Source organism: Winslowiella sp. 2C04 (genome assembly GCF_050037805.1).
Classification (GTDB): domain Bacteria; phylum Pseudomonadota; class Gammaproteobacteria; order Enterobacterales; family Enterobacteriaceae; genus Erwinia; species Erwinia toletana_A.
This window is the reverse complement of the sequence record NZ_CP188300.1, coordinates 42,347-65,564: the sequence shown is the minus strand read 5'-3', so window position 1 is coordinate 65,564 and position 23,218 is coordinate 42,347. Positions and strand designations below refer to the sequence as shown.

Here is a 23,218-nt window from a genome sequence, read left to right as displayed (position 1 = left end):
TAAGATAGCTTCCCCCTATCACTCTAGGAAGAAATGATTGGAATAATCTTACTAATCGGAAGTTTCGCGCATTTTAACAGGATAATTGAATGTTCAACTTATCGAAGCGATGCTGTTTATATGATGTTTAGCTACTTATCTCTTAACAATTTCTATTTCAATTTTGATACAAATACACTACAAAAACATAATGAAAGCTTACATATAAATAAACATGATGTTATCGTAGTTGGTCTCTCAACTTGATCGCTTAGAGATATCATTTTCGGCCTCCTGGATTTCTAAGTCAGTTATCTCATTTAAGTTAATGATAATCATTATCCTTAATCGACATTTTTACCGTTGGTCTTGTGTTATCAATGTGTAAACGATAATGTCATAAGAATATATAAATAATCTAAGTCAGTGAAGGCAGTCGGGGCTTTACTCAACGGATTGATTATCGGAAGAATAGACTTCATCAGTTAAGATTCTTTTTTACCTTTAAGGAATTTTTATCACTTAGTTTTTCCTGTAAGTATCGACGCAGAAAAGACGAATTTGACAGGAGAGATATCAAAAAGTGCTTACTGATTATGATGTCAATTAGCTGAGAAATTCCAGGTGTACAAGCTATCAATTTTGTTGTGACATTTTCTCCATTCCTGAGGGATACCAACTTGATTTAGCGACGATATATAATTGATTTCTCTCGTATAGTATCAATAATTGACCTTCCACATTGGTTCAGATTAAGACAAGAGTCGCCGCGAAATTTATCAACATAAAAACAGATGGTTAGGTTCTGAGGGATTGTAAAAAATGGGTGCTCTTGATCAGAGGGGTAGCTATATTTAAATCTTGACATAAAATATCGTTTGTATTAAATCTCACTCAGTAAGAATTTACACAGTTTCGCGTTATCATTTAAGTATCAGAACAAGGCTTTAAACTTTAATTCTGTGGCCAGTTTAGTTGATTGCTTTATCGTTTATTTAGAAGCATAAGAACGTTTAGGAGTAAATACGTGGAGTCTAAAAGTAGTTCTGTCTTTCAGATTGATGAATTTCATATGATTATGAATGAGGGATCGCCGCTGGAAAAAGAAGCATTTCTTAAACTCATTGCCGAGCTTACGTCAGAACATAAGGCATTAACATATAAAGAAATTTTTAGAGGATTACATCGAAAAATCAAGACTGAAAATAACAAGGATATGGCCAATATTTATCGCAATATACTTGAAATGATGATCCGGCCTTACCGCGTCACATAAATCGGCTACATAGTCTATGATTAGTTTCCAGTTTTTGAATAATATTACAAACTGTAAGTTATCATTTTATTAATAATTTATAAAAGAATACTTTATCGACATCATGCTTATGTCCAATGTTGATTAATTTCTGATGTATAAATTTTAACATGAACTATAAATTTGAGTCAGATAAGATTATACCTGTAACCTCAGAGGCGAAATTCATAGATACCATGAGTAGCTTAGGATAAATCAATGCTTTATTAGATTATTGTATTTGATGAAGCATTGCCAATAGCGTTATCTGGCGACAGTACCTGATTTATTGTTGGATGAATGTTAATTATTATACTTTTTTCATATAAGTCTGTTTTCTTTTCCAGGCTCATGTCATCATCAAAGAAGATAGTTTAAAGTTGCTTAAAGTAGTTAATCCCTGGGCTAAGGATAGAATTTCAACTACCTGGCGTGACATAGATAAGGATAGTTACTTCATATTTTTCAGTTGCTTAGAAGTTTTAAACAATATCTTGTGGCTTGTCTTCTTCAATTAATCAATTAGAAATATCATTCTCAACATTAGGAATGAGCATAAATTAATTCTTTTAATCAAAATTTTTTGAGATATATATTTTTATAAAGAACAAAATTAGTAGAAGAGTGGATTTCAAACAGACCCTATTTGACTCTGTGCGTTTTTTTAAATTACGATAGTATGACGTTATAGTCGGTACTCCTCCGGCGGAAGATTATTTATGCGGTCGTTCACAGTTGTATTCCAGTAACTCTTTATCAGTAGATACCCGCGCCATTCAGTGTTTTAAATAGATAAAAATCAGATAGTTCTGTCCGGTAATTGCGTTCAAACCTTTCCATGAAAGCATTCTGCGTGGGTTTGCCTGGCCTGATAAAATCCAGTTTTACAGCATGCATTTCTGCCCACTCTGCCAGAGTCGGAGAAATATACTCTGGGCCATTATCCGTGTAGAGCATCACAGGATAGCCCCAATTCGCCGCGGGCCTGTCGAGTTCACGAACAACACCCCGGGCTGGCATATTAATATCTATTCTGTATCGACAACGCTTCACGATCAAAGTGCTCCACGACGTTGAATGTTTTAAAACGATAATCCCAAGTCAGAGCATCATGCATGAAATCAATTAATGCTTACGGTGTAGCCAAAGATAATAGGTTACGTACTGGCTGACGCTGCTTACCTTTGTGACGAAAATTCAACTTCAGCAGACAATAAGTACGGTGTATTGATTTGTGGTTCCGGGAGTGTTCCTGCCGCCGCCGCATCTGAATAAGCTGCAAATTAACTCGCGTGTGCTTGCCGAATGACGATAGCGACGGAAATCAGTTCTATGACATGCTGTATAGCCAGGCTGGGGTGGAAGGATTGTTTACCGACTTTCTGAATAAAGCCGTACGGTTTTTAGAGCGGCAGTAACGTCAGAACGGATGGCCAGCCTGGTGCTGGCCATTTGCCACTTAGTCCAGCAGCAGTTTACGTAAATAATGCGGCACTGCATCATCAGCATTGCTGCCAATCACTTCCAGCTCCGGCAGCAGATCTTTCAGGCGCTGATGAGCGTTACTCATAATGCAGCCCTTCCCGGCCATCGACAGCATCTCTTTATCGTTCAGCCCGTCACCAAACGAGATGCACTCTTTCAGCGAGTAGCCCAGGGTTTTCGACACCGCTTCCAGCGCATGCCCTTTCGACACGCCACCGGCCATCACTTCGAGGCAGGTTGGGAAGGAGAAGCTGACATTAACCCGATCGCCCCAGCGTGCCAGAATCGCCTGCTCCAGCGGCACGAGTTTATCGGCATCATCACAGGTGAAAAACACTTTACTGATACCATCGGTTTCCAGCATGCCAGGTTCGAACAGGCGATAATTAAATACCGACTCGCAGAAGAAACGCTGCTCTTCCGGACGATGGCGGTTGATAAACCACTCATCATCACGATAGACGTTGGTCAGGATATCCGGCTCGTTATATTGGATAGCGAACAGATCGTTAGCGATATCTGCGTCAAGATTATGGCTGAATACCAGCTCACCGGCGCTGTTATGCACCCTTGCACCGTTAGAGGTGATCATATAAGCGTCGATTTCGAGATTATCGCGCATCTGGGAAACGTCCACATGGTGACGACCAGTGGCAAAGACAAAGTGGACACCGCGTTCGGTGAGTAACTTCAGCGTTTCTTTGGTGTAAGGCGTCAGTCTGTGATCGGGTGACAACAGAGTGCCGTCGAGATCGGATGCGACTACGTGATACATAATTCTTTCAAACCTCTGGTTAAATGAGTAAATCAGGCACGCCTGACGTTAAATCTGAGTCATGTGGCTAAACATGCCGCGCGAAAAACTCCACGATGGCATCTAAGGCTTCAGCGCGCATATCGTCTCGTTCAAATAAGATCTCATGACGCGCGCCTGCAATTACGCGAGGCTTACCCCCCTCGCAGGGATGACCCGCTGCGGTCATTGCCTGACAAAACAGATCCTGCGAGCGGTTATCGACAATTTTTTCGGCCCCGGCCTGCAACAACAGCAGTGGAGTGGTGATATCAGCGGCCTTGCTTAAAATATTTTGTCCGGCCAGCAGCCCTTCCCGCACCCAGTGATAGGTGGGGCCACCCACGCGAATTCCCGGATCGTCAGCATAAAAACGCAGATTGCGTCGATAGCGCTCGCGGCTGTGGGTCAGCTCATTAATGCCAAAAGGACGCGCACGCCACTTGCCGGTTCCCAGCGCGTAGCCATCCCGCAGCTCCGGTCGTTTTTCCGTCCAGTCAAGAATGCGGCTGGCCATCCAGGAGGGCATCGGCAGATAGATGCCAAACATCGGTGAGGATAATACTGCGGCATCAAACGCCTGCGGTTGCCGCGCCAGCAGCAGCGTCAGAACTGCGCCCCCCATCGAGTGGGCCAGCGCATAGCGATGGCGATAGTCACTGTTGGCAATTTCCCGCTGCCAGAGCGCTTCCAGATCGTCAACGTAGTGACCAAACTCCGCCACGTGGCCGCGATGCGAGTCCTGTAACAGACGTCCGGATCGGCCCTGCCCGCGATGATCGATAATGATCACATCATAACCACAGTGAAACAGATCGTAGGCCAGTTCAGGGTATTTAACGTAGCTTTCAATGCGTCCCGGCACCAGCAAAATCACTTTATCGTGCTGCGGTGAGGTGAAACGAACATAGCGAATCAGTAAGTTATCAACGCCCTCAAACTCGCGCTCTTCCCGGCGGTGCCAGAAATCGAGCAGCGGTCCGGTGGCGAAAGCGGCAAAGGCCTTCTCACGAGTCGGCCAGTCATTTTTATGCTTCGTCATCGGCAAGAATTCCGCAAAAAATCATCGACACTATGACAAGCTTCGCAGGCCATAGCAGATCATTCCACAATGCCGTATTGTGTCATAAATCTGCGCACTCCGGGAGTTTTACCCATGACCATCGAATGGTGGCTGACTTACCTATTGACTACCAGCATCCTCAGCCTGTCGCCAGGTTCCGGTGCGATTAATACCATGAGTACCGGTATCAGCCACGGCTATCGCGGCGCGGTGGCGTCGATCTCCGGCCTGCAAGTGGGGCTTGCCGTGCATATTATGCTGGTCGGTATTGGCCTGGGTGCGCTGTTTTCTCAGTCGTTACTGGCATTCGAAATTCTCAAATGGGCCGGTGCAGCCTATCTGATCTGGCTCGGTATCCAGCAGTGGCGCTCCGCCGGGGCGATAGATTTAGATGCCGTGGCCAAAGCGATGCCGCGTCGACGGCTGTTTAAACGCGCGGTGTTGGTTAACCTGACGAACCCGAAAAGCATCGTGTTTCTTGCCGCGCTGTTCCCACAATTTATTATCCCGCATCAGCCCCAGGCAATGCAGTACCTGGTGCTGGGGGTGACTACCGTGGTGGTCGATATTATTGTGATGATTGGCTATGCGACATTAGCGACACGGATTGCCGGCTGGATTAAAGGGCCGCAGCAGATGAAATTGCTGAACCGCATTTTTGGTGGGTTGTTTATGGCAGTAGGAGCGTTACTGGCTTCGGCTCGTAAGATTGCTTAGCTCTGTGGGCGGCAAAACATGCCGCCTCTACAGCATAATCCGGGGTTAGCGCGATATAATCAGGTGGATACCAAAGCCAGCAAACAGCACCCCTGCGACACCATCAATCCACTTCGCCAATCGCTGATAGCCACGGCGCATCGCCGGTAAGGCAAAAATACAGGCCACCAGACTAAACCAGCACAGCGTCTCAATAATAATCAGCATAAACAGCCCCCAGCGCTCACCCGCGCCAACGTCATCACCGACAAACAGTGAGAACACGCTGCCAAAGTAGATCACCGCTTTCGGATTGGAGAGGTTGGTCAGAAAACCTTTCAGGAAGCTGCGTCCTTTCTGCGGCAGCGCCACCTTCACTTCATTCTGTACCGGGTGTTTATGCTGTTTACGCGCCGAGCAAAGTAGCTGCCAACCCATCCACAGCAGGTAAAGCCCGCCGCCCACCATAATAATCTCATGCAGCCACGCCATTTTCTGCAGAATCAGGTGTAACCCCATCAGCGCAACGCCCGCCCATACCACAATACCGAGGGTAATCCCCAGCACACCGAGCATCGCCTCTTTCCGGGAGCGACTGACCGCGGTTTGCGAGACAAAAAAGAAGTCCGGACCCGGACTCATTAAGGCGATTAAATGCACCAGCGCCACAGTAAGAAATAGCATTATCATGATGTTTTACCTGTTTAAAGAAATGCGAGCACTGCCCGGATGAAAAATCGCCAGTAAGCGAGCTTATTCGTCGTCACCATCGACGTGTTCTCTGATCATCACCATAAACGGCTTACCAAAACGCTCCAGCTTACGCTGCCCGATGCCGTTAACGCTGAGCATTTCAGAAGCCGTCAGCGGCATCTGTTCAGCCATTTCGATTAGCGTGGCATCATTGAATACCACATAAGGCGGGATATTCTCTTCATCCGCAATTGCTTTACGCAGCTTGCGCAGTTTAGCGAACAGCTTGCGATCGTAATTGCCGCCATAGGATTTCTGGCTGCTGTTTTTACTTTTAATGGTGACCAGACGCGGAACCGCCAGCATTAGCGGCTCTTCACCGCGCAGAATCGGGCGCGCCGCTTCGGTAAGCTGTAATGCTGAATGCATGGCGATATTTTGCGTTACCAGTCCGAGGTGTATCAGCTGGCGCAACACGCTGACCCAGTGTTCGGTGGTCTGCTCGCGGCCAATACCGTAGACCGGTAATTTATCGTGTTGTAACTCGCGAATACGCTGGTTATTGGAACCGCGCAGTACTTCAACAATATACCCCATGCCAAAACGCTGACCGACACGATAAATGCTCGATAACGCTTTTTGCGCTTCGACCAAGCCATCATAGCGCCGTGGCGGGTCGAGACAGATATCGCAGTTACCGCAGGCTTGCTGACGCCCCTCACCAAAATAGTTTAGCAACACCAGGCGACGACAGGTTTGCGCCTCGGCAAACGCTCCCATCGCATTTAATTTGTGACGTTCAATATCTTTCAGCGGACCTGGCGCTTTCTCTTCCAGGCAGCGGCGCAGCCACGCCATATCGGCCGGATCGTAAAACAACAGCGCTTCCGCAGGTAGCCCGTCGCGTCCGGCGCGTCCGGTCTCCTGATAATAGGATTCGATATTGCGGGGGATATCAAAGTGCACCACAAAGCGCACGTTCGGCTTATTAATACCCATGCCAAATGCCACGGTCGCGACCACAATTTGCAGATCGTCACGCTGAAAAGCTTCTTGAACCTGCGCCCGATGCACATTGTCCATTCCGGCATGATAGGCACCGACGCTCAGACCACGGCTTTGCAGCCGCGCAGCGGTATCTTCCACTTTCGCCCGGCTGTTGCAGTAAATAATGCCGCATTTGCCACGCTGATCCTGCACGTAGCGCATTAGCTGATCGGTTGGCTTGAACTTCTCCACCAGCGTGTAACGAATATTCGGTCGGTCAAAACTGCTGATTTGAATCAGCGGATCGTTTAGCTGCAACAGACGCGCAATATCATTGCGGGTGGTTTCATCGGCAGTGGCGGTCAGCGCCATAACCGGCAGCGTCGGGAATCGCTGGCGCAACTGGCCCAGCGCACCATACTCCGGACGGAAATCGTGGCCCCACTGTGAGATACAGTGTGCTTCGTCTACCGCCAGCATCGCCGGATTCCAGTGGCTCAGATTATCGAGGAAGTTGTCCATCATCAGACGCTCAGGCGCGATATACAGCAGACGAATGCGGCCGGTACGACAACCGGCCATCACTTCCTGCTGCTCTTCACGATTTTGCGTCGAATTCAGGCAGGCCGCCGCAACGCCGTTAGCCAGCAGTTGGTCGACCTGATCTTTCATCAAAGAGATCAGCGGCGAAACCACCAGCGTCAGACCCTCGCGCACCAGCGCAGGGATTTGATAGCAAAGCGATTTACCGCCGCCAGTGGGCATAACCACCAGACAGTCACGCCCGTTCAGCGATGCCTGAATGATGGTTTGCTGGCCAGGACGAAACTGCTGATAACCAAAGGTATCCTGTAATACCTTTGCCGCCAGCGCTTCATCATGCTCGTTGATTACTGCAGCCGTTGACACATCTTCCCCGTTTATCTCGTTATGACATGATTTATGGTATGTGGCGGATCGGTTTTCGCCGACCCGGCGCATCAGAACAGGTCGTTCAGGGTCACACCGACACCGACGCGCGTCTGGCGATGGTTGTAGTCGATTAATGACTCGCCGTAGCCGCTGAACACCTGCGTGTAGAAGCGTACGTGCTGGCTGATTGGATAGCTCCAGCCGAGTTCCGCGCCGCCGTAGCCGCTGTTCCAGTTATAGTTACCCTGTACACTAAATATGCTGTCGCCCATCATATAGCCGAGCTTCAGGCGGTAATAGCCCATGTACTTGGTAATATCCGGGTTATCATCATTGCTTGAGCTTTCCGGTAAACGGTACCACGGCTTTACTTCCGCCATAAAGTTACCGTTTTGCGCCATCAGACGAGCGTATACGCGGTTCCAGCTGCGTGAGGTCGGATCGGAACGACCATTAGACTGATGATTCAGCCCCAGTTCAACATCGCGTAACGTCCAGCCAGCAAAGCGATAATCGGTCGCCCAGCCGAGAAAAATCTGCGGCTCATAGTTGGTTTCGCGGAAAGGTGACGACGCACCACGATTGGAAAGCTGCCACCAGGAGCGCTGGGTATAAGAGGCCGCCAGTACCGAGTTATCACCAAGGATTCCGCTCCACAGCGGGAAAGCCAGGCTGAGCTGGAATTTTACTTCGTCTTTCTTTGCTTTATCGGCCCAGTCATAAGACTGAATAGCTTCTTTATTCAGATCGCTGGTTACGGTATAGAGTAAATAGTTACCCTCATAAGGATACAGCACGAACGGGTTATCATGGTGCTCCAGCAGGTTAGCAATGATGCTGCCACGAACGGCTGGAGTATCATGAACCTCTTTTATGGTCGCTTCCTGCGCCAGTGCCAGTGCTGGCAGTAATGTGACCGCTGCCGGCAATCCTCGAAGCATACGCATAGTGTTCTCCAATAAAGCGAGCGCTGCAAATAGACGTGTAAAAAGCACGCCATTCTACACAGAAATACCGCCCAACATCAGCGCTGATTTCTGAAACTGGAAAGCCTGCCGACAGAAGCATAAAATACACAAATTATTAACATTTAACCTCTCCATAACTGCATTCGGGAAAGCACAATATGTCGGTTACTCTGTTGACTCAGGACGCAGCGCGTCGTCTGATTGGTGAAATTTTTGTCTATGATATGCCGTTTAATCGCGCACTGGGCCTTGAGCTGGAGCGCCTGGAGCCGGACTACGCCGAGCTTAGTTTTAATAATCAGCAGATGCTGGTCGGCAATGCTGCGCAAAAAATTCTGCACGGTGGGGTGATTGCTTCGGTGCTCGATGTCGCCGCCGGGCTGGTATGCGTCAGCAGTACTTTGACGCGTCAGGAGAACATTAACGAAGAGGAATTGCGTCAGCGGCTGTCGCGTATGGGTACGATTGATCTGCGGGTCGACTATCTGCGTCCCGGACGCGGCGAGCGCTTTATCGCCAGCAGCAGCCTGCTGCGCGGCGGGAATAAAGTGGCAGTGGCACGCGTAGAGCTGCATAACGATGCCGGCGTATATATTGCCAGTGCCACGGCGACCTACCTGATCGGCTGATAACTTTATCGGGGTCGCGTTCTCGCGTTCCCCTTCAACAATTTCCACATAACTTATTTATATAAAGGGAAAAACTTCGTTAATGGATGCTCAACAAACGCGCCAGGGCGTGCTTTACGCGCTGGGTGCCTATCTGATCTGGGGCATAGCCCCGGCCTATTTCAAACTGATTCAGCAAGTAGCGCCAGGAGAGATTATGACTCACCGGGTGATCTGGTCCGCGCTATTTATGATTGTATTAATCAGCCTTAGCCGCAACTGGCAGCAGGTCAGAAAGACGTTGTATAACCGCAAGAAAGTCCTGCTGCTGGCGGCCTCTGCCATGCTAATCGGCGGCAACTGGCTGCTGTTCATCTGGGCCGTGAACAATCATCATATGCTGGAAGCCAGCCTCGGTTACTTTATCAATCCGCTGCTAAATGTGATTGTCGGCATGCTGTTTCTGGGTGAGCGCTTTCGTCGAATGCAGTGGCTGGCGGTCGGCTTAGCTGCCTGCGGAGTGGTGGTGCAACTGTGGAAATTCGGCTCGCTGCCGATTATTGCGCTTGGGCTGGCCTTCAGCTTTTCGTTTTATGGCCTGCTGCGCAAAAAGATCGCGGTAGACGCGCAAAGCGGGATGCTGATTGAGACGCTGTGGCTGTTCCCGCTGGCTGCCATCTATCTGTTTGGCATCGCCGACAGTAGCACCAGCCGGTTAACCGACAATTCGCTGTCACTTAATCTGCTGCTGATTGCCGCCGGAGTGATTACTACCATCCCGCTGATGCTGTTTACCGCCGCCGCCACTCGCCTGCGTTTGTCGACCGTCGGCTTTTTTCAGTATCTCGGCCCGACGCTGATGTTTCTGCTGGCAGTAGTATTTTATGGCGAGCAGTTAACGGACGATAAAGTGCTGACCTTTGCCTTTATCTGGGCAGCACTGGCGCTGTTCATCCTCGATGCGGTTTATACCCTGCGCGGTTCACGAATGCGCATAGCGTGAAATAAAACGCGCCATTGCCGGGCCGGTAAGCAGAATGGTGAACAGGCGTAACGTCTGCATCGCCATCACAAACGCAATATCGACCCGGCTACCCGCGGCGATTATCGCGACGGTATCCAGCCCGCCAGGGCTGGTCGCCAGATAAGCGGTCAGCAGATCGACGTGCAGCAATCGCGTCAGCATCCATGCCATTCCGCCACAAAGTAGCATCAGGCCGATTATCGACAGTATCATCTGCGGCAGGGTGCGCAGCGCCAGCAGAAAGATCGGCCGGGTAAAGCGCAGCCCGACACTCCAGCCAATCAGCGCATAAGCCAGCGCCAGCAGCCATTCCGGTACCTGTAATGCCATAGTGCCGCTGGCATGCAGCGCGGCACCAAACAGCGCCGGTAATAACAGCGCGCCAGAAGGAATGCGAAATCGTTGGCCGATCCAGGCCCCGCCCAACGCTACAGCAATAGTGCCGACAAAGCGCAGGTCCAGCGCAGGAAACCACTCCAGCGGCGTGGCGCTTTGTGCACTGTCGCCCAGTCCGATTCGTGCCACTACCGCTGCTGCCGTCGCAACAAACAGCACCCGCAGATACTGCATAAATGCCACCAGCCGGGCATCGGCTCCATATTCGCCGGCCATCGCCACCATTGCCGATGCGCCGCCCGGCGACGATCCCCAGGCTCCGGTCGCACCGGGTAAACTACTGAAGCGCACCAGCAGGAAGCCGGATAAACCACTGGCGGCAAGCGTCAGTAACAGTACGACGATCACCACCGGCCAGTCGTCAATCAGCGGTTGCAGAATTGAGGGGGATAAACTTTGTGCAATCATGCAGCCCAGTATCGCCTGCGCCAGGATAAACAGGCGTTTATCGATGCGCAGCGTCGCGCCGGATAACCCCATCAGCACGCCGATAATCATCGGTCCCAGCAGCAGCGCGGCAGGAACATGGAAGTATTGCAGCGCAAAACCCAGCAGCAGCGAAGCGCTGAGCAGAATAAGCCATTGCAGCCTGTGTGACAGCCGTTCCATATTGAGAAAACTTGCGTTAAGAAAAGCAGGGGTATACGTTACGCGGATGTGAAAGGATCTGCCAGTACCGATCTCCCCTCGCCCATCCCTGGCGGAGAATTGCACTGCCGTGGCGGCCGGTTTACAGCCAGTTTTTACGCTTAAAATAGGCGTAGGGTGCCAGACCGGCCAGAATCATCAGGCTGATTGCGGCGGGATAACCAAAGCTCCATTTCAGCTCCGGCATAAATTCAAAGTTCATGCCGTAGCTTGATGCCACCAGCGTTGGCGGCAGGAAGACCACCGATACCACCGAGAAGATTTTGATAATACGGTTCTGCTCGATATTGATAAAGCCCATCGCCGCCTGCATCAGGAAGTTCACCTTCTGGAACAACGATTCGTTATGCGGTAACAGCGACTCGATATCGCGCAGAATTTCACGCGCCTGCTCCAGCTGAGTTCCCGGCAAACGCGCTTTACGCACCAGGAAATTCAGCGCACGCTGGGTATCCATCAGGCACAAACGCACTTTCCAGCCGATATCTTCCAGTTCTGCCAGCGTCGACAGCGCGCGGTCAAACTCGTCGCCCTGCTGCCCTTCCATAATTACCCGGCTGAGTTTTTCCAGGTCGCTGTAGACGTTCTCAATCTCATCCGCCAGCTGTTCGATTTTGGTTTCAAACAGGTCCAGCAGTAGCTCAAAGGCATTGCCATCGACCAGCGTCTGATTACGCGCGCGCATGCGATAGAGGCGAAAAGCCGGCAGTTCACGCTCACGCAGCGTGTAAAGCCGTCCTTCACGAATGGTGAAAGCGACGGTGGAGTTACCGGCATGATCTTCGGCATCTTCATAGAAGAAGAAGGAGTGAATATGCAGACCATCTTCGTCCTCAAAAAAACGCGCCGAGGCTTCGATATCTTCCAGCTCCGGGCGGGTGGCGAGGCTCTGGCCTAGTTCACACTGAACACGATCGCGTTCATCTTCTTCTGGCTCGATCAGATCAACCCATACTGACGACGTCAGCTGGTCAGCGGTATCTTCAAGCTCCAGACGAGATAAACGGCTGTTATCCAGTTTAAATGCGCTCAGCATAGCAGTACTCCCAATTGCAGTAACATATGGGACATAGCGCCAGAACACGGGAAACGTTAACGTTTCAGTCAGTTTTCAAAGCTGACTCATGCGACGGGAAAAAAGAGGAAGTCGCTGACAACCACGAAGGCTACCAGCATTTAAGAGGGTAGCCTTAGGCGTTGCACCTGATAAACAGGTTAATGAGCCAGTATCGACTGGGTGTGTCCAAGGCGAATGTCCTCTTAGGGTAATCGTGGGCGCATGTTACGCTGAGTCGAAAAAGGCGTCAAGCGACCCACTTTACCGCTGGGGTATCAGACGGTTTCCAGCCGGGCATACGCCGCCACCAGCCATTTGATACCCTGTCCCTGGAAGGCGACCTGCAGCCGACTGTGCTCGCCGCTACCTTCCAGATTGATGATGGTGCCTTCGCCAAACTTGGCGTGGCGCACCCGCTGACCAAGGGAAAATCCGCTGTCGTTTTCCGTCACCGGCGTGCCAAGACGCTGGTGATTAACTGGACGACTGACGCTGGCGCGCAGACGCACTTCATCCACGCACTCCACCGGCAGTTCGCCAATAAAGCGCGAGGGGCGATGGTAGACTTCTTTACCATAAAGCCGACGGGTTTCAGCATAGGTCAGGGTCAGCTTTTGCATTGCGCGCGTAACACCGACATAGGCCAGACGACGCTCCTCTTCCAGCCTGCCACCTTCATCCAGCGACATCTGGCTCGGGAACATCCCCTCTTCCATACCGACGATAAACACCTGGCTAAACTCGAGGCCTTTCGCCGCATGCATGGTCATCAGTTGCACCGCATCCTGCCATTTATCCGCCTGCCCTTCACCCGCTTCCAGCGCGGCATGGGAAAGGAACGCCTGCAGTGGCATCAGATCTTCATCTTCATCCTGGTAGCTGTACTGCCGCGTGGCGTTAACCAGCTCCTCTAAGTTTTCGATGCGCGCCTGGCCTTTCTCACCTTTTTCCTGCTCGTACATAATCCACAGGCCTGAGTCTTTAATCACCCGGTCAGTCTGTACATGCAGCGGCATTTCGGCGGTTTCCTGCGCCAGCGAATCCACCAGCTCGCAGAACCGTTGCAGCGCCGACGCGGCACGACCGGCCAGCACTTTTTCCTGCAATAATACGCGCGTCGCCTGCCACAGCGTCAGCTGACGCTCGCGCGAGGTCTGGCGCACCACGTCCAGTGTGCGATCGCCAATACCACGCGTTGGCGTATTGATCACTCGCTCAAAGGCAGCATCATCGTTGCGGTTGGCAATCAGGCGCAGGTAGGCCAGCGCATCTTTGATTTCCTGACGTTCGAAGAAGCGCATGCCGCCGTAAATGCGGTACGGCATACTGGTTTGCAGTAGCGCCTCTTCCAGTACGCGTGACTGGGCGTTACTGCGATAGAGAATCGCGCAGTCATTTAACGCTCCACCATTCTCCATCCACACTTTGATGCGGTTCACCACAAAACGCGCTTCATCCAGCTCGTTAAACGCGCAGTAGAGGGAAATGGGCTCGCCGTCGCTGCCGTCAGTCCACAGCTGTTTACCAAGACGACCACTGTTATTGGCGATCAGGGCATTAGCCGCTTTCAGAATATTGTTCGTCGAGCGATAGTTCTGCTCAAGACGGACGGTTTCTGCGCCGTTAAAGTCGTTGAGAAAGCGCTGAATGTTTTCCACCTGCGCGCCACGCCAGCCGTAAATCGACTGATCGTCATCACCGACGATAATCACTCGCCCGGTTTCACCGGCCAGCATGCGAATCCACGCGTACTGAATATTGTTGGTATCCTGAAACTCATCGACGAGGATATTGGTAAAGCGTTCGCGATAGTGATTGAGAATATGCGGCTTATTCAGCCACAGCTCATGGGCACGCAGCAGCAGTTCGGCAAAGTCGACCAGTCCGGCGCGGTCGCAGGCTTCCTGATACGCCTGATAAACGCGCAGCCAGGTCTGTTCAATTGGATTACCGTAGCTTTCAATATGCTTAGGCCGCAGACCTTCATCTTTTTTGCCGTTGATGTACCACATCGCCTGACGCGCCGGCCACTGCTTCTCATCAAGATTCATCGCTTTAATCAGGCGTTTCAATAACCGCAGCTGATCTTCACTGTCGAGGATCTGAAAATCCTGCGGCAGATTGGCATCAAGATGATGCGCGCGTAGCAGGCGATGAGCGAGGCCATGGAAAGTACCGATCCACATCCCACCCTGGCTGGTGCCGATCAGCTGTTCGATACGGTGGCGCATCTCTGCCGCCGCCTTATTGGTAAAGGTGACCGCCATAATTGAGTATGGCGAACAGTTCTCTACCGTCAGCAACCAGGCAATGCGGTGCACCAGTACGCGCGTTTTACCGCTACCCGCGCCCGCCAGCACCAGCAAATTGCTGCGTGGCGCCGCGACGGCTTCGCGTTGTTTGTCATTCAAACTGTCCAGCAGTTCAGAAACGTCCATAAGCACCATTCAGGCAGGGAAAACGCCGCAGCGTTTAACTGGATATATTAACAGGTATTATATCAGCGCGGTCAGCGATGCCAACTGCGAAATTTCGAGATGCGGCAGCAGGCGGCTGTCGGCGATTTTCATCAGGTTGCCTTGCCGCAGGTTAATCCAGCAGGCTTGCATACCGCAGCGCACGGAACCGGCGACATCGGTGGTCAGATCGTCACCCACATGCAGAATATTTTCCAGTGGGATATCCAGCTTTTCCGCCGCCAGATGATACATATCGTGATATGGCTTGGCGCGGCCGTGTGGCCCGGCGCGCAGGATAAATTTGAAATAACCCTCAAGGCCGAACAGATGCGGCTCGGCGTTACCGTTGGTCACCGCCGCCAGCGGAAAACGTTCGGCCAGCGCTGTCAGCGTCCGGTGCGTCTCTTCCGGTACGCTGATCTGGCTACGCCAGTGGGCAAAATTGGCCATCACTTCACGCGAGCCTTTATTCGCTTCTGCGGTGCTCAGTCCGACATTCAGCATCGCCCGCTCGACCGCCCGACGTCGCCACTCCGACACATCGTGATAAATTTCCGGCTCCTGCTGGCGCAGTTCATCGCGCAGCGCCTGGTAAGCCTGCTGAGTGAAATCATTCAGGCCGGGATGGTAAGCCTGCAAGAAAGCGTGCGACTCCTTCTGGGTACGGCGAATCACGTCGTGATTGTCGTACAAAGTGTCGTCAAGATCGAAGGTAATGGCTTTAATCGGCCGCAGCGTGCGATAAAAATGCATCAGGATTTTCCTCGTTTAGCACGGGGATGTGCAGCATCGTAAACCGATGCAAGATGTTGAAAGTCGAGGTGGGTATAAATTTGCGTGGTCGACAGATTGGCATGCCCCAGCAGCTCCTGCACCGCACGCAGGTCGCCGCTGGATTCCAGCATATGGGTCGCAAAGGAGTGGCGCAACTTATGCGGATGAATATGACTGTTAACGCCCTGCTTCACGCCCCATTCAGCAAAACGTTTCTGCACGTTACGCGCCGAAATTCGCTTGCCCTGGTTGGATAAAAACAGCGCGTCATCGTCTGGCGCAAACAGCTCGCGCAGAGCGAGCCAGTGTTCAATCCAGCTGACCGCCGTGCCGCCAATTGGCAGGCGGCGCTCTTTGCTGCCTTTCCCCACCACCCAGACTTCACCGGAAGCCAGATCCAGGTGTCGGCAGTCAATGCCGACTAATTCAGCAAGACGTAAACCGGCACCGTACATAATTTCCAGCATCGCGCGATCGCGTACCGCCAGCGGATCGTTAAGATCGATATCCAGCAGCTGATTCACTTCATCGACATCAATATTTTTCGGCAAATGCCGCGGCGTACGCGGCGTGGCAATTCCTTTCGCCGGATTCGCCTTCAGCAGCCCCTGACTGACCAGCCAGTCGAGAAAACTGCGCAGCGCTGACAGTCGAAGTGCAAGGCTGGCCGGTTGCAGACCGGCGCGGCGGCTGCGGGCCGCCAGTGAACGCACATGGGCAGCATCCAGTTTTGCCCAGTCCGTAATCTTCATTTCATCCGCCAGCGTCACCAGCACCGTAAGCTGATGAGCGTAGCTTTTTTGCGTCAGCGGGCTAAGTTGCCGCTCGACTTTCAGGTAACGCAGAAAGCCCTCTACGGCGGATTGTAGAGGCGACGCGCTGTTCATGCGCGCTCAATCCAGCGCGACAACAGTTCCGGCAGCATCAGCGCCAGATGTTGTAACAGCAAGGTGCCCATGCCTGACTGATAATGCTGACTGTCGCGGCTGCTGAAAATCAGTACCCCGAGATCGCCGCGCTCGCCCATCAGCGACATCGCCACTGAGCCAATGGCTTTCGCCTGCGGCAACAGCAGCAGTAACTCCGGGCCATTCAGGCCGCCGAGATAGTGCTGCTCTTTACCCAATCGCTGAATACGTACCGCTTCAAACGCCTGCGGCGCAAGCGCCAGCTGGGTAAAATCAGAAGGGGCACCAACACGCCATTTGTCACTGAACAGGCGCACATTGGCACCCGCCAGCCCAAGCTCACGCGCCCAGCGATGCAAACGGTTCAGCATCTCTTGCAGGCTGGGAGCCGTCGCCAGATGCCCCTGCAACGCTAACAGCCGATCAAACAGTTGATGGTTAGCGGTGGCCTGCTCCATCAGTAACGTAATCTCTTCTTCCAGCTGGGCGATATGATTGCGCTGACGCGCCATATGCCATTCGACCAGCGAAACGCTCCCGCGCACCGGATGAGGAACTGCCATCTGCTCGACCTGGCGCGCGTTACGAATAAAGAAATCCGGATTTTGCAGCAGGTAATCACTTACCGCCTGATCGTCCAGCATCACATCGCTGGCGGTCTGTTCCCCGACATTTTTCATAGATGAATAAATCCGTCGTAAACGTGAGTGGCCGGTCCGGTCATAAACAGCGGGTGACCCGGCCCTTTCCAGGCGATATGCAAGCTGCCGCCCGGCAAATCAACGCGGACTTTTTCCGCCAGTAATCCTTGTTGAATACCCACCGCCACCGCCGCACAAGCACCGCTACCGCAGGCCTGTGTCTCACCGGCACCGCGCTCATAAACGCGCAGCCGGATATGCTCACGACTGGCCAGCTCCATAAATCCGACGTTAACTCGCTCCGGGAAGCGCTCATGGCTTTCCAGCACCGGCCCGAGCGTTTCTACCGCAGCGGTTTTCACACTGTCGACCTGAATCACGCAGTGCGGGTTACCCATCGATACCACACCACACATTACCGTCTGTTCGGCGGCGCGCATCAGATAGATGCTTTCAGCTTTATTGGCGCGGAATGGCACCTGCTGCGGCTCGAAGTTCGGCTCGCCCATATTAACCCGCACCAGCTCGTCGCTGTTGACGCTCAGTACCATACGCCCGGTTTGGGTGCTGACATTGATATCGTTTTTATTGGTTAACCCTTTCAGGCGCACAAAGCGCGCGAAGCAGCGCGCACCGTTGCCACACTGGGCCACTTCGCTGCCGTCAGCATTGAAAATGCGGTAATGAAAATCCAGATCGGGATCGTACGGCGGTTCAACGATCAATAGCTGATCGAAGCCGATCCCCAGATGACGATCCGCCAGACGGCGAATCAGCTCTGGTGAGAAATAGACGTTTTGCGTGACGGCATCAACGACCATAAAGTCATTGCCAAGACCGTGCATTTTGGAGAACTGCATTTTCTGCTCCGCCGGATGCGCCATAGGTTATAGAGTCAGTTACATACTCGGCTGAGTAGTGGTTGGATTCTGATCGCGACCATCCGGCGGAGTAACCGCTGAATTCTGCGTGCTCTGCTGCGCAGGCTGCTGCGTTGCTTGCTGATCCTGCTTTGGCTGCTCCTTCGGTGGGAAGTACAGCGGGCCTTTTAAGCCACAGCCAACCAGGCTCGCTAACGCCAGCGCCATCGCCAGCTGGCATATCGTTTTGTTCATTATCATTCTGCTCATGATTGATGCTTACTGGTTGCTTATCATCGCAGGTGAACTCCGAAAAGCAATAGGAATTGGCGATTCGATGTTGCCGTCGCGGTCGCAATTTCGTCAGAAGATTAGCAGATACCAGCCTGCCGTGTGGTTCAGCCAGTTAACAAAAACAGGAAAGCACGATGGGCGATAGCCGATCAATGCATCTGCATACGCTCAGCGTAATCGGTGTGGTCATTGTCCGGGGCGGTAGCGCATAACTGCGTCAGGGTCTGGCTTCTGAATGGAATCACCTGCAGACGATCGTCAGCTTTAATGATGGTATAGAACTGCGGCAGGTTAAAGTTGATAAAACTTGAGCCGTAGGTAAAGCGGTCGTGTGACGACGAGTAGAAGCGGCTGACATCGCGCACCAGCTCCTCTTTGCTGCCTTCACAGTGGTGATAGATCTCAATGCGATTACTTTCATCAAGAATGTAGATATTGAAGCCGTGGTCGTCGTGGGTGTCTTCAAAGAAGAACTGAATAATCCCTTCGCTGGCATAGCCATTCACTACCGCTGGCAGACGTGTCTGATCGGTTTCTACCTTGATCGACAAGCCATGCAGTTTGTTGTTGGAAATCGCGCCGTAAAACTCGACGGCATTTTCCAGTTTCTGCACCGATACGCCAAGACGCTCAAAGAACAGGCCCCAGGTTTGGCCGGCAACACGCAGCGCTTTAAAACGCCCCGGTTCCTGACGGGTACTGGACAGGCGCAGTTCAATGCATTCCGAAACCAGCTGCTGCACGCGGGTGCGGATTAAACCACGCAGATGCTGGCTGTAGCAGAACACTTCTACTGCATCCGGCGGTGCCGCGTCCTGATGCATTTTACCGAGAATGGTTTTCAGCGCTTCAATCATCGCCTGCTCGCCATTAAAGTGCAGGGTACGCACTTCATTCCACGAGTTGCGGTACAGCAAATCGATACTGCCGACTAAACACTGCTGCTGTTGACCAAAGCTGAATACATCCAGCTTACGGAAATCGAAGTGCACAACCTGATTGCGGAAGGCCGCAGTCGGGTCGTACTCCAGGTTAACGATAATCGCCAGATGACGGATTTCACACGGGCTGTAGAGTGCTTTTGGCGTTGGTGACGGCAAACGCAGCGGGAAGTGGTGTGACACATCGGCCACCAGCTCCTGCAAACGCGCCAAATCGCAGGTCTCATTGCCTTTAATATGCAGACGCGTTTTCTCGGTCAGCAAACCATTAAACCACGCCCAGGCCACCAGCTTATTCAGATAGCGGTTATATTCCAGCGGTTGATGGCTGATAATCGATCCCATATCCGGCGACTGATTATACAGATACCAGCCAGCGCGATTGGCGCGGCCATTCGGCACATGGATAAAGGTCAGATGCGACTCGGAGAGATCCGGCGAGATCTGCGGGTTAACCAGCGTCACTTTACCCGGCAATGCTTCGAAAGCGGCATACAGCTTACGGGTCAGCACGCCGATATCCTGCGGGCTGGCGCTGACGCTTAAGTTGTTACGGCGGGCGAAACGAATCAGATTGCGATAGCTCTGCATCATCGCATCCAGCAGTTCGTTATGGGCCTCACGTACCCGCTCGATTTTCCAGTCGGCACGGCTGTCGAGCACTGCCAGACGCGCATTGTCCCAACCCCACTCTTTTACCAGCTGGCTGAGAATTTCACGACGCCAGCCTACATTAGCGCCCTCTTGCGACAGCTTTTCACACACCTTCAGATAGAAACAGCGTCGCACCAGATCGAGACGCGCATGGTCGTCAATACTGGTGAGGTAGTGGGTGACGCGTTCCAGCATCATGCAATAAGGATCGAGGCCAAACGAGACGATTTCGCCATCGTGCAAGCGCTGCTTAATGTCCATCGCCAGCAGTTTGGTGTCCGGGTATTCCCAGGAATAGGCTTCCAGCAGCAGGGTTTTTAATACCGCTTTGTAGGGCGAATCGATACTTTTGTATAACTGCCACAGGCTGGCACCAAAGTACTCTTCCGCCGACAGCGTGCCGAGACCACCAAGATCCAGCCATTCATTTGGCGTCAGTACGCCCTTCGAATAGAGCGACATGACATAGTCATCGTAATGCTCTTCTTCTTCGCCCGGCACCATATTCCACAGAATACGCTTACCGGCCATGCGTACCGCAGTACGATAAAATTCATCCAGCAATAAGATATGCTGAGTCGAGCCGCAATCCTCACCGCCAAGATTGCCACTTTCGTTATGGCGAAAACGGTTTTCATCAATCAGGAAGAAGCTGACTTCGACACCCATCGATGCACACCACTTTTGCAGCAGAGTGCATTTTTTTTGCAGGCGCAGGCGCTCTTCATTATCGAGCCACGACTGGTGACACACCCAGATATCAAGATCGGAAGTGAAGTTCTGGCCCACCGACGAGGTGCTGCCCATTGAGTAAACACCGGTTATTGGTCGTTCACCTTTCACGGGTAATGCGGCAGCAGTGCCAGATTTACCTTCTAAATCATTAAGATAGCTTAACTGGCTTTCATCAGGCGTGAAAAAGCTGATGCCATGTGGAACGTTACCTTCAAGGTAACCCGGCATCAACGGGTGATGATAATGTAATAAGGTTGGCAGCAGACTGTATACCTGCTGGAAAGCAGGGCCCATGGCAGCCAGTGCACGATCGACGCGCAGCTGATTGATGGCATCCAGTCTCTGTTTCAGTGTCTCAATGTAGAGGTACAAGACGTCTCGCCTGATTGTCCCAGTGTTTTAAACAAACCCAGTTTCCGGCATCCGCCGCTTGATTTAGAAGTATTCGGGCGAATAATTGCTGGAAACGTGATCAATCTAACACCTGGCAGATTGACCGTAAAGAAAGTTGCGCTACACACAGTTTAGCACGTTTTACAGTCAATCAACCTTACTCATCTTTAGCTCATCCCTGCCCCACGGTTAAAAACCGTTGAAACTGACAGCATTCCCGTATCAATGATAGGATAATCAATGAACGATCAAAACGGTAAGAAGCATGTTAGACAAAATTTTAAGAATTGCCACCAGGCAAAGTCCGCTCGCTTTATGGCAGGCACATTATGTTCAGCAGCGCCTGATGGCTTGCCATCCGGGGCTTAGCGTTGAGCTGGTCCCCATGGTCACCCGCGGCGATGTGATACTGGATACGCCACTTGCTAAAGTAGGTGGTAAAGGATTATTCGTAAAAGAACTTGAGCTGGCGATGCTGGAAGGCCGTGCCGATATTGCGGTGCACTCGATGAAAGATGTGCCGGTCGACTTCCCGGAAGGGCTGGGGCTGGTCAGCATTTGTGAGCGTGACGATCCGCTGGATGCTTTTGTCTCAAATCATTATGACTCGGTTGATGCGCTGCCGCAGGGCGCGATTGTCGGCACTTCCAGCCTGCGTCGTCAGTGTCAGCTTAGCGCGCGTCGCCCGGATCTGGTGATCCGCTCGCTGCGCGGCAACGTCGGTACCCGCCTGTCTAAACTGGATGCGGGCGACTATGACGCGATTATTCTCGCGGTGGCCGGACTTAAGCGCCTGGCATTAACCGATCGGATTCGCCATGCCATGCCGGCAGAAGAGTCACTGCCAGCCGTCGGTCAGGGCGCGGTCGGAATTGAGTGCCGTCTTGACGATCGGCAGACCATCACCCTGCTGGCAGCGCTGAATGATGACGATACCTCGGTACGCGTCAAAGCTGAACGCGCCATGAATACCCGACTGGAAGGTGGCTGTCAGGTGCCAATTGGCAGCTACGCGGTACTGGAAGGCGACGATCTGTGGCTGCGTGGGCTGGTCGGTTCGCCGGATGGCAAACAGATGATTCGCGGTGAGCGTCGTGGCCCGCGAGCGGATGCCGAAAAAATGGGTATCTCACTGGCTGAAGAGCTGCTGGATAACGGCGCACGCGATATTTTAGCTGAAGTTTATCAGGGAAATCCGCCGGTATGACGATTCTGGTAACCCGTCCATCACCTGCTGCCGAAGAGCTGGTCAGCCGCCTGCGCGCGCTGGGACAGGTTGCCTGGAGCCTGCCACTGATTGAATTTACGCCTGGCCGCGATCTCGACCGGCTGCCACAGCTGCTGAGCCAACTGTCAGCTGGTGACCTGCTGTTTATTTTGTCTCAGCATGCGATTCACTATGCTCAGCCAATAATCAGTCAGCACGAATTAACATGGCCTGCCAGCCTGGACTATTATGCTATAGGTCGCACTACTGCACTGCTGATGCATACCGTCAGCGGCTTGCCGGTGGAGTATCCCCATCAGCGTGAAACCAGTGAAGTGCTGATTCAGCTGCCGGCTTTAATGCAGGTTGCTGGCAAGCGGGCGTTAATTTTACGCGGCAATGGCGGGCGTGAGCTGTTAGCTGAAACGCTAACAGAGCGCGGTGCAGAAGTGACGTTCTGCGAATGCTATCAGCGCTGTGCCAAAGTTTACGATGGCCTGAATGAAGGCCGACGCTGGCGCGATCGCGGCATTGATACGCTGGTTGTGACCAGTGGCGAAATGCTGCAACAACTCTATTCACTGTTCCCCGATATCGATCGTCAGGAATGGTTATTACGCTGTCGACTGGTGGTCGTCAGTGAACGTTTGGCTACCCTGGCCAGGGAGTTTGGCTGGCAGGATATTACGGTAGCCGATGGGGCCGATAACGACGCGCTGCTGCGCTCGTTACAATAAACTTTAAAATGG

The 23,218-nt window shown here is 52.3% G+C and carries 20 protein-coding genes and 2 pseudogenes; 7 read left to right on the top strand and 15 right to left on the bottom strand.

Going from position 1 to position 23,218, the window contains the following annotated elements:
- Positions 1 to 1,006: 1,006 nt before the first annotated feature.
- Positions 1,007 to 1,255 (top strand): biofilm development regulator YmgB/AriR family protein, encoded by a 249-nt coding sequence (locus tag ACP3TC_RS00320; protein ID WP_426817296.1) that lies wholly within the window; start codon positions 1,007 to 1,009, stop codon positions 1,253 to 1,255.
- A gap of 703 nt (positions 1,256 to 1,958) precedes the next feature.
- Here ACP3TC_RS00320 and ACP3TC_RS00315 read toward each other — a convergent pair.
- A pseudogene (locus ACP3TC_RS00315) lies at positions 1,959 to 2,552 on the bottom strand (integrase core domain-containing protein); the annotation flags it as partial.
- Positions 2,553 to 2,571: 19 nt separating this feature from the next.
- Here ACP3TC_RS00315 and glpQ point away from each other — a divergent pair.
- A pseudogene (gene glpQ / locus ACP3TC_RS00310) lies at positions 2,572 to 2,691 on the top strand (glycerophosphodiester phosphodiesterase); the annotation flags it as partial.
- Between the two features lie 41 nt (positions 2,692 to 2,732).
- On the opposite strand, the gene yigL reads toward glpQ, so the two are convergent.
- Together yigL and pldB are read right to left on the bottom strand one after the other, a co-directional pair.
- Complete coding sequence (gene yigL / locus ACP3TC_RS00305; protein ID WP_313854373.1) at positions 2,733 to 3,533, bottom strand: sugar/pyridoxal phosphate phosphatase YigL; 801 nt, start codon at positions 3,531 to 3,533, stop codon at positions 2,733 to 2,735.
- A 67-nt stretch (positions 3,534 to 3,600) separates the two neighbouring features.
- The gene (gene pldB / locus ACP3TC_RS00300; protein ID WP_313854375.1) at positions 3,601 to 4,593 is read right to left on the bottom strand and encodes a lysophospholipase L2; all 993 of its coding nucleotides are present in this window, start codon (positions 4,591 to 4,593) and stop codon (positions 3,601 to 3,603) included.
- A 114-nt stretch (positions 4,594 to 4,707) separates the two neighbouring features.
- Between pldB and rhtB the strand changes: the two genes are divergently transcribed.
- Positions 4,708 to 5,331 carry a homoserine/homoserine lactone efflux protein gene (rhtB, locus tag ACP3TC_RS00295; RefSeq protein ID WP_313854377.1) on the top strand — a complete coding sequence of 208 codons (624 nt, stop codon included), beginning with the start codon at positions 4,708 to 4,710 and terminating at the stop codon, positions 5,329 to 5,331.
- 45 nt (positions 5,332 to 5,376) lie between these two features.
- Here the strand turns inward: rhtB and rhtC are convergent, their stop codons facing one another.
- The 3 genes from rhtC to pldA form a co-directional block, all read right to left on the bottom strand.
- Positions 5,377 to 6,000, bottom strand: a complete 624-nt coding sequence (gene rhtC / locus ACP3TC_RS00290) for a threonine export protein RhtC (protein WP_313854380.1) — start codon at positions 5,998 to 6,000, stop codon at positions 5,377 to 5,379.
- A gap of 63 nt (positions 6,001 to 6,063) precedes the next feature.
- On the bottom strand, positions 6,064 to 7,899 hold the full coding sequence (gene recQ, locus ACP3TC_RS00285; RefSeq protein WP_313854382.1) for an ATP-dependent DNA helicase RecQ: 1,836 nt from the start codon (positions 7,897 to 7,899) through the stop codon (positions 6,064 to 6,066).
- Between the two features lie 71 nt (positions 7,900 to 7,970).
- Positions 7,971 to 8,849 carry a phospholipase A gene (pldA, locus tag ACP3TC_RS00280; protein WP_313854384.1) on the bottom strand — a complete coding sequence of 293 codons (879 nt, stop codon included), beginning with the start codon at positions 8,847 to 8,849 and terminating at the stop codon, positions 7,971 to 7,973.
- Between the two features lie 179 nt (positions 8,850 to 9,028).
- Here pldA and ACP3TC_RS00275 point away from each other — a divergent pair, with 179 nt between their 5' ends.
- Positions 9,029 to 9,499, top strand: coding sequence for a thioesterase family protein (locus ACP3TC_RS00275; protein WP_426817295.1), 471 nt, complete (start codon positions 9,029 to 9,031; stop codon positions 9,497 to 9,499).
- An 82-nt stretch (positions 9,500 to 9,581) separates the two neighbouring features.
- Positions 9,582 to 10,481 carry an EamA family transporter RarD gene (rarD, locus tag ACP3TC_RS00270; protein ID WP_313854387.1) on the top strand — a complete coding sequence of 300 codons (900 nt, stop codon included), beginning with the start codon at positions 9,582 to 9,584 and terminating at the stop codon, positions 10,479 to 10,481.
- Here rarD and ACP3TC_RS00265 read toward each other — a convergent pair.
- The 9 genes from ACP3TC_RS00265 to ACP3TC_RS00225 form a co-directional block, all read right to left on the bottom strand.
- On the bottom strand, positions 10,461 to 11,507 hold the full coding sequence (locus ACP3TC_RS00265; RefSeq protein WP_426817294.1) for an AbrB family transcriptional regulator: 1,047 nt from the start codon (positions 11,505 to 11,507) through the stop codon (positions 10,461 to 10,463). The two genes, rarD and ACP3TC_RS00265, sit on opposite strands and share 21 nt — an antisense overlap.
- A 121-nt stretch (positions 11,508 to 11,628) precedes the next feature.
- Positions 11,629 to 12,582 carry a magnesium/cobalt transporter CorA gene (gene corA, locus ACP3TC_RS00260; protein WP_313854390.1) on the bottom strand — a complete coding sequence of 318 codons (954 nt, stop codon included), beginning with the start codon at positions 12,580 to 12,582 and terminating at the stop codon, positions 11,629 to 11,631.
- Positions 12,583 to 12,878: 296 nt separating this feature from the next.
- Positions 12,879 to 15,041, bottom strand: a complete 2,163-nt coding sequence (uvrD, locus tag ACP3TC_RS00255) for a DNA helicase II (RefSeq protein ID WP_426817293.1) — start codon at positions 15,039 to 15,041, stop codon at positions 12,879 to 12,881.
- A 57-nt stretch (positions 15,042 to 15,098) separates the two neighbouring features.
- Positions 15,099 to 15,815, bottom strand: coding sequence for a 5-amino-6-(5-phospho-D-ribitylamino)uracil phosphatase YigB (gene yigB, locus ACP3TC_RS00250; protein ID WP_426817292.1), 717 nt, complete (start codon positions 15,813 to 15,815; stop codon positions 15,099 to 15,101).
- Entirely contained in the window at positions 15,815 to 16,723 is a 909-nt protein-coding gene (gene xerC / locus ACP3TC_RS00245) for a tyrosine recombinase XerC (protein WP_313854394.1), read from the bottom strand. Before xerC ends, yigB begins: the two co-directional genes overlap by 1 nt.
- A complete protein-coding gene (locus ACP3TC_RS00240) occupies positions 16,720 to 17,424 on the bottom strand; it encodes a DUF484 domain-containing protein (RefSeq protein ID WP_313854395.1) in 705 nt (234 codons plus the stop codon). Before ACP3TC_RS00240 ends, xerC begins: the two co-directional genes overlap by 4 nt.
- Positions 17,421 to 18,245: a diaminopimelate epimerase gene (dapF, locus tag ACP3TC_RS00235; RefSeq protein ID WP_313854397.1), complete on the bottom strand. Its 825-nt coding sequence runs from the start codon at positions 18,243 to 18,245 to the stop codon at positions 17,421 to 17,423. Before dapF ends, ACP3TC_RS00240 begins: the two co-directional genes overlap by 4 nt.
- A 39-nt stretch (positions 18,246 to 18,284) precedes the next feature.
- Complete coding sequence (gene lptM / locus ACP3TC_RS00230; protein WP_313854399.1) at positions 18,285 to 18,500, bottom strand: LPS translocon maturation chaperone LptM; 216 nt, start codon at positions 18,498 to 18,500, stop codon at positions 18,285 to 18,287.
- A gap of 188 nt (positions 18,501 to 18,688) precedes the next feature.
- Positions 18,689 to 21,241: a class I adenylate cyclase gene (locus ACP3TC_RS00225; RefSeq protein WP_313854400.1), complete on the bottom strand. Its 2,553-nt coding sequence runs from the start codon at positions 21,239 to 21,241 to the stop codon at positions 18,689 to 18,691.
- A 286-nt stretch (positions 21,242 to 21,527) separates the two neighbouring features.
- On the opposite strand from ACP3TC_RS00225, the gene hemC reads away from it, so the two are divergent.
- Together hemC and hemD are read left to right on the top strand one after the other, a co-directional pair.
- The gene (gene hemC / locus ACP3TC_RS00220) at positions 21,528 to 22,469 is read left to right on the top strand and encodes a hydroxymethylbilane synthase (protein ID WP_313854401.1); all 942 of its coding nucleotides are present in this window, start codon (positions 21,528 to 21,530) and stop codon (positions 22,467 to 22,469) included.
- On the top strand, positions 22,466 to 23,206 hold the full coding sequence (hemD, locus tag ACP3TC_RS00215) for a uroporphyrinogen-III synthase (protein ID WP_313854402.1): 741 nt from the start codon (positions 22,466 to 22,468) through the stop codon (positions 23,204 to 23,206). The genes hemC and hemD overlap by 4 nt, the downstream gene beginning before the upstream one ends.
- The last annotated feature ends 12 nt before the right edge of the window (positions 23,207 to 23,218 follow it).